At 64.3% G+C, this 4,747-nt stretch carries 5 protein-coding genes; 1 reads left to right on the top strand and 4 read right to left on the bottom strand.

What is annotated here, in order from left to right; all coding sequences use genetic code 11:
• The coding region (locus VN856_RS21180) for a zinc-binding dehydrogenase (RefSeq protein ID WP_325692594.1) at window positions 1-339 on the top strand (339 nt) is incomplete at its 5' end.
• A gap of 2 nt (window positions 340-341) precedes the next feature.
• Here VN856_RS21180 and VN856_RS21175 read toward each other — a convergent pair.
• The 4 genes from VN856_RS21175 to VN856_RS21160 form a co-directional block, all read right to left on the bottom strand.
• On the bottom strand, window positions 342-992 hold the full coding sequence (locus VN856_RS21175; RefSeq protein ID WP_325692592.1) for a TetR/AcrR family transcriptional regulator: 651 nt from the start codon (window positions 990-992) through the stop codon (window positions 342-344).
• A gap of 88 nt (window positions 993-1,080) precedes the next feature.
• Window positions 1,081-2,349, bottom strand: coding sequence for an amidohydrolase family protein (locus VN856_RS21170; RefSeq protein ID WP_325692590.1), 1,269 nt, complete (start codon window positions 2,347-2,349; stop codon window positions 1,081-1,083).
• 10 nt (window positions 2,350-2,359) lie between these two features.
• A complete protein-coding gene (locus VN856_RS21165; RefSeq protein ID WP_325692588.1) occupies window positions 2,360-3,133 on the bottom strand; it encodes a class II aldolase/adducin family protein in 774 nt (257 codons plus the stop codon).
• The gene (locus tag VN856_RS21160) at window positions 3,120-4,745 is read right to left on the bottom strand and encodes a class I adenylate-forming enzyme family protein (protein ID WP_325692586.1); all 1,626 of its coding nucleotides are present in this window, start codon (window positions 4,743-4,745) and stop codon (window positions 3,120-3,122) included. Before VN856_RS21160 ends, VN856_RS21165 begins: the two co-directional genes overlap by 14 nt.
• Window positions 4,746-4,747 lie beyond the last annotated feature (2 nt).

Here is a 4,747-nt window from a genome sequence, read left to right as displayed (position 1 = left end):
GACGTGGCCATCGAATGTGTCGGACGCCCTGAGCTTGTGCAGGCTTGCCAGGCCGCGTTGCGCCCACTGGGCCGGCTGGTGATTTCCGGTGCCTGCGCGGAGCCCACGCCCGTCGAGCCGATCACGGCGCTTCTGAAAGAGCTCACAATCCGATACTCGGTCTGCTACCGGCCCAACGAGTTTCGCGAAGTGATCGATGCATTTTCAACCGGCGCCGTAAATCCCGGCGCGGTGATCGGACACACGCTGCAACTCGATCGGATCGCGGACGCGTTCGAATTGGTCCGCGGCGCCGGCGTGGACGGCCGAGTATTGGTCGTTCCGGGTGCGCCTGGCTGAGATCAGCCGTTATTGCTCGCCGCGGCGTGCTCGGCGGCGACGCCCGCGATGACGGCGTGCAGGTACTGCTCGAGTTCCTGTGCGCTATGCGATCCGGCGATGCCGTTGGCCAAGCGAAACAGGAACCCCCCGAGGAAAGTGATCACGGCAAATGCCTGGGCCTTCACCAAAGTGGTATCGACCGCGGCGTTGCGGGGTTGAAGTTGGGCGACGGCCTCTTCCCCGATCGCAACAAAGCGATCCATCAGGCCGTGGAAAACGGTGGCCAGCTCGGGATCTCGCTGCGACATCATCATCAGCTCGAAACGGGCGCGGGCACGCGATCGCTCCGGCTCCACCCCTGTCCGCATGGCCTGCTCGGCCAGCCTCGACAGCAGCGTCTCCTCCTGATGGCCTTCGGCTGCCTTGGCAGCGGTCATTGCGGCCTCGAAATCGGTGATATCTTGGGACACCACGCGATTGGTCACGGCACGCAGCAGGTCCGCGCGGGTATGAAAGTAGAAGGACGTCGAGCCGTCAGCAACACCCGCGCGACGGTCGACCCGCAGATGAGTCAAACCGCGCGCACCGTCCTGCGCCAGGAGCTCGATCGCCGCGTCGCATAACTCGCGTCGCCGCTGCTGAGCATCAGGTCGCCTCTTGGTCACAGTCACCGCAGTCTAACCAGGCTGAATGCCGGTCGACGCGATCACGTTGCGTGCGGCGGGTCGACGTACCCGGCGGCTCCTGCTCGCCGTAGCGTCAGAACGACTCTGGATCCCGCTGCACTTCGGCAGGCACCGGATGTTGGTACAAGCGCGAAGCGTTCTCCCAGGTGAACTTCCGAATCAGCTCGGGTGACAGGTCGCCGATTTGTTCGTGCACTGTCTCCTGGGTGTGCGGCCAAGTCGAATCACAGTGCGGGTAATCAGCTTCCAGCATGATGTTGTCGGTACCGATGCGGTCGTGCTGCACGAAAGAAGACTTATCTTCCACTGCGCAGAACCAGAAATTGCGGGTGAACACCTCCGCCGGAGTCAGGGTCTCCCCCAGCGCCGCCCAGGTGCCGTACATCGCGTGGTAGCTCAGCATGTGGTCGAGGCGATCCAATAGCCCCGCCACCCAGCCGATTCCGCCCTCGGACAAACAGATCTTGAGATCGGGGAATCTGCTCGGCAATCCGGAGTACAGCCAGTCGACCGCCGCTGAGATGGCGTAGGCGAAGAACAGCACGCCCTGGACATCCGGTGGTGCATCGTCGGTGGTCGACGGCGACGACCCCGACGATCCGATGTGCAGGTTCACCACCGTGCCGGTCTCGGCGCACGCGGCCATCATCGGATCCCAATGGCCGGTGTGGATGCTCGGCAACCCCAGCATCGACGGGTTCTCACTGAACGTGACGGCATGAAAGCCGCGCGCGGCGTTTTCACGGATCATCTCCGCGCCGAGTTCAGGATCCAGCAACCAGGGCAACTGGCACGGAATGATCCGACCCGGGTGCGAACCGGCCCACACGTCGTGGTGCCAGTCGTTCCACGCACGCACCGAGGCCAATGCGAGGTCGCGATCGTTGGTCACCTGCTGCAGTCGCTGGCCCGCGAAACCCGGCAGGAACGAGGGAAAGTTCAGCGAGGCGTAGACCCCGTTCAGGTCCATGTCTCTGACACGCTCGTCGATATCCCATGCACCCCTGCGCATCTCATCGAAGCGGACCGGCTCGAAGCCGTACTCCGACACCGGCCGGCCGACGACGGCGTTGAAACCGACATTCGGCAATACCTGATCGTCATAGACCCACGTCTGGCCGCCGTCGGCAGTATCAACCACTTTCGGGGCGCGATCAGCGAACCGTTGCGGCAGACGGCCGGTGAACGTATCCGGGGGCTCGACGATGTGATCGTCGACGGAGATCAGCGTGTAGCGGCGGCGCGCCCTTGGCGGATCAGGCAGGAACGTGACTGAACGGTCGTCGCCGGTCTTGGCGGTGGTGAAGCTCAGGTTGGCGGCGAGCTCGTCGATAGATTTCATCGCAATTCACTCAGTTCAGAACGGTGGGATCGGCTTTGATGGTCAGTCGGGCGGCGCCCGCCCAGTACACGTCGGCCGCTCGCTCGATCAGCGATCGCTGCATGCCCGCCATGTCCGGCCAGTTCATCTGCACAGGTTCCTTGCCGGTGAGCATCACGTCGTAGGCCAGCTTGCAGACTCGCTCGATCGACGCGGCGCGGTAGACGGCCTCAGCCAGGTTGCGGCCGGTAGCGATGACGCCGTGATTCGCCAGAATCGTCAGGTTCGCCCCGCCGATGCGGGCCGCGAGATCGGCTGCACGCGTCGCGCTGTCGATCTCCCCATCGTATGAATCGACCAGGCACAGGTCGTCGAGGAACAGCGAGCCGGTTTGATGCACCAGTTCCGGCAATCTGCCCAGCGCTGCGAGCACACACACGTAGTAGGGGTGATTGTGAATGACCACTCGCGCGTCTTCACGGACGCGGTGCAGCTCGGTATGAATGTGGATCGCGGGAGTGACATCCCAGCGGCCGCGGATCACTCGCGCATCGGCACCGACCACGCAGATATCCGAGGCGGTCAGCTCCTGCCACCACAGCCCCCACGGGTTTACGAACATGTCAGTCTGTCCGTCGGGTTGCCAAGTGATGTGTCCGGCCAGATTCTCGGCGAACCCGATACCGGCCAGGTGACGGAACGCCACCGCGAGCGCCTGCTCGTCCGAAAGGTCGACTCCGATCGGCGGAACCACCGACGGCGCCCACACCTCGAGGCCACCTCGCCGCGGGCTAGGAGTGGTCATGGTGGGCCTCCGTCCTGGCTTTGACGTCCTCGCGCAGCGCGCTTTTGGCGATCTTGCCGCCCGACGATCGCGGCAACTCGTCGACCACGATGAGTCGCTCGGGAAGCAACTCCTTGGAAACACCTGCCGCGAGGAGATACTCGACGAGGTCGGACAGGTTGATCGTCTGCGAGTCGACGAGTTCGGTATACAGGCAGACCTTTTCGCCGAACACCGGATCGGGCATTGCGACCGCCGCTGCGACCGCGATCGCGGGATGCGTGGTAGCGGCGTCTTCGACGGCGGATGCGCTGATGTTCTTTCCGCCGCGCAGGATGAAATCCGACGTCCGGCCGGTGACGCTCAGGTAGCCCTCGGCGTCGATTTCGCAGATATCGCCCATGCGCATCCAGCCGTCACGGGTGAACAGCTGGTCGTGGTCGGTGCCCCCGAGATACCCGAGGCTGGTTGCGGGACCGCGACAAGCGGGCTGACCCTTGCCGGTCTCGGTGACGTCTTGGTCGACGTCGAACAGGCGGACCGACATCTCGGGAACGATCCGTCCGGCCGTGCGCAACCGGCGCTCCTGCGAGTCGTTCACTGTTGTGGCGCTGAGCAGCCCGGTCTCATTCGACCCATAGAACTGCAGAATTGTTGCTCCAGTGAGTTTTTCGAATTCCGCCGACGGCCGGTAGGGCAGCGATTCCCCGCCGGTGAATACGACGCGCAGCGAACTCAGGTCGTTGTCACGCGAAGCGCGGTCGGCCATCAGCATCGTCAGTTGCGTACTGACGCAGCACAACACAGTGACTCGGTGTTCAGCGATCGCCTCGCACGTTGCCCTGGCCGAGAAGCGGTCCAAGATCACTGCGCTCGCGCCCAGATAGATCGGGCTGGTGTGGCTGGTCCAGATTCCGAACCCGAAAGGCATCGGGATGACCGGCAGGAAAACATCGTCAGGCGTCAGCTGCCCGTTGGCCACGGCCTTCTGATGAAAGTAATGCCAACGATTCTGGGTGTGCACGACGCACTTAGGCAGCCCGGTGGTCCCAGACGTGGAGTTGATCAGGAACACGTCGTCGGCGCCGAGGGCGTCCCGGATCGGCACTGTCGAGGGCTCAGTCTCGATGCTCAAGCGCGGACCCCGTCCGCTGTCCCGCACTACCAGGACCGGCATCGAGACTTCGCCGATAGCCGTCTGGGTCGCGGCGTCGCTGCGCTGGCCGTCGCTGATCAGCAGCCTGGGCCGCGCGTTGCGCAGTATCGCGGCAACTTCGCGAGTGCCGGCGCGCGCGCCGATACCGACAACGACGGCGCCGCAACGTTCCACGGCGACGAACAGCAAGTGGATCGCCGCGGAGTCACCGTGCCATACCGCGACTCGATCACCTCGGGCAATACCGACGCCAGCCAGCTGTCCAGCGAGAGCGGTTGCCGCAGAATCGAATTCACGCCAGGTGAACGACCGGCCGGGCTGATCGATGTAGGCGAAGTGGTCCGGGCGCTGCTCGGCGTTGCGGGCAACCGCGTCGGACAACGTCACGTCCGACCACCAGCCCGCGGCGCGGTAGCGGGCCGACTCCTCGTCAGTGAATGCCGGCGAGCCCACAGTATCCAGGCCGCCGGTGCTCATCA

The sequence above is a fragment of the Mycobacterium sp. genome, from assembly GCF_035603715.1.
GTDB lineage: Bacteria > Actinomycetota > Actinomycetes > Mycobacteriales > Mycobacteriaceae > Mycobacterium.
Note: the sequence above shows the minus strand (reverse complement) of the source record. Positions and strands in the feature narration are given on the sequence as shown.

Excerpts from the sequence above, each read along its gene's own strand:
- VN856_RS21170 (WP_325692590.1), bottom strand. The coding sequence starts at position 2,349 with ATGAAATCTATCGACGAGCTCGCCGCCAACCTGAGCTTCACCACCGCC.
- VN856_RS21165 (WP_325692588.1), bottom strand. The coding sequence starts at position 3,133 with ATGACCACTCCTAGCCCGCGGCGAGGTGGCCTCGAGGTGTGGGCGCCG.
- VN856_RS21160 (WP_325692586.1), bottom strand. The coding sequence starts at position 4,745 with ATGAGCACCGGCGGCCTGGATACTGTGGGCTCGCCGGCATTCACTGAC.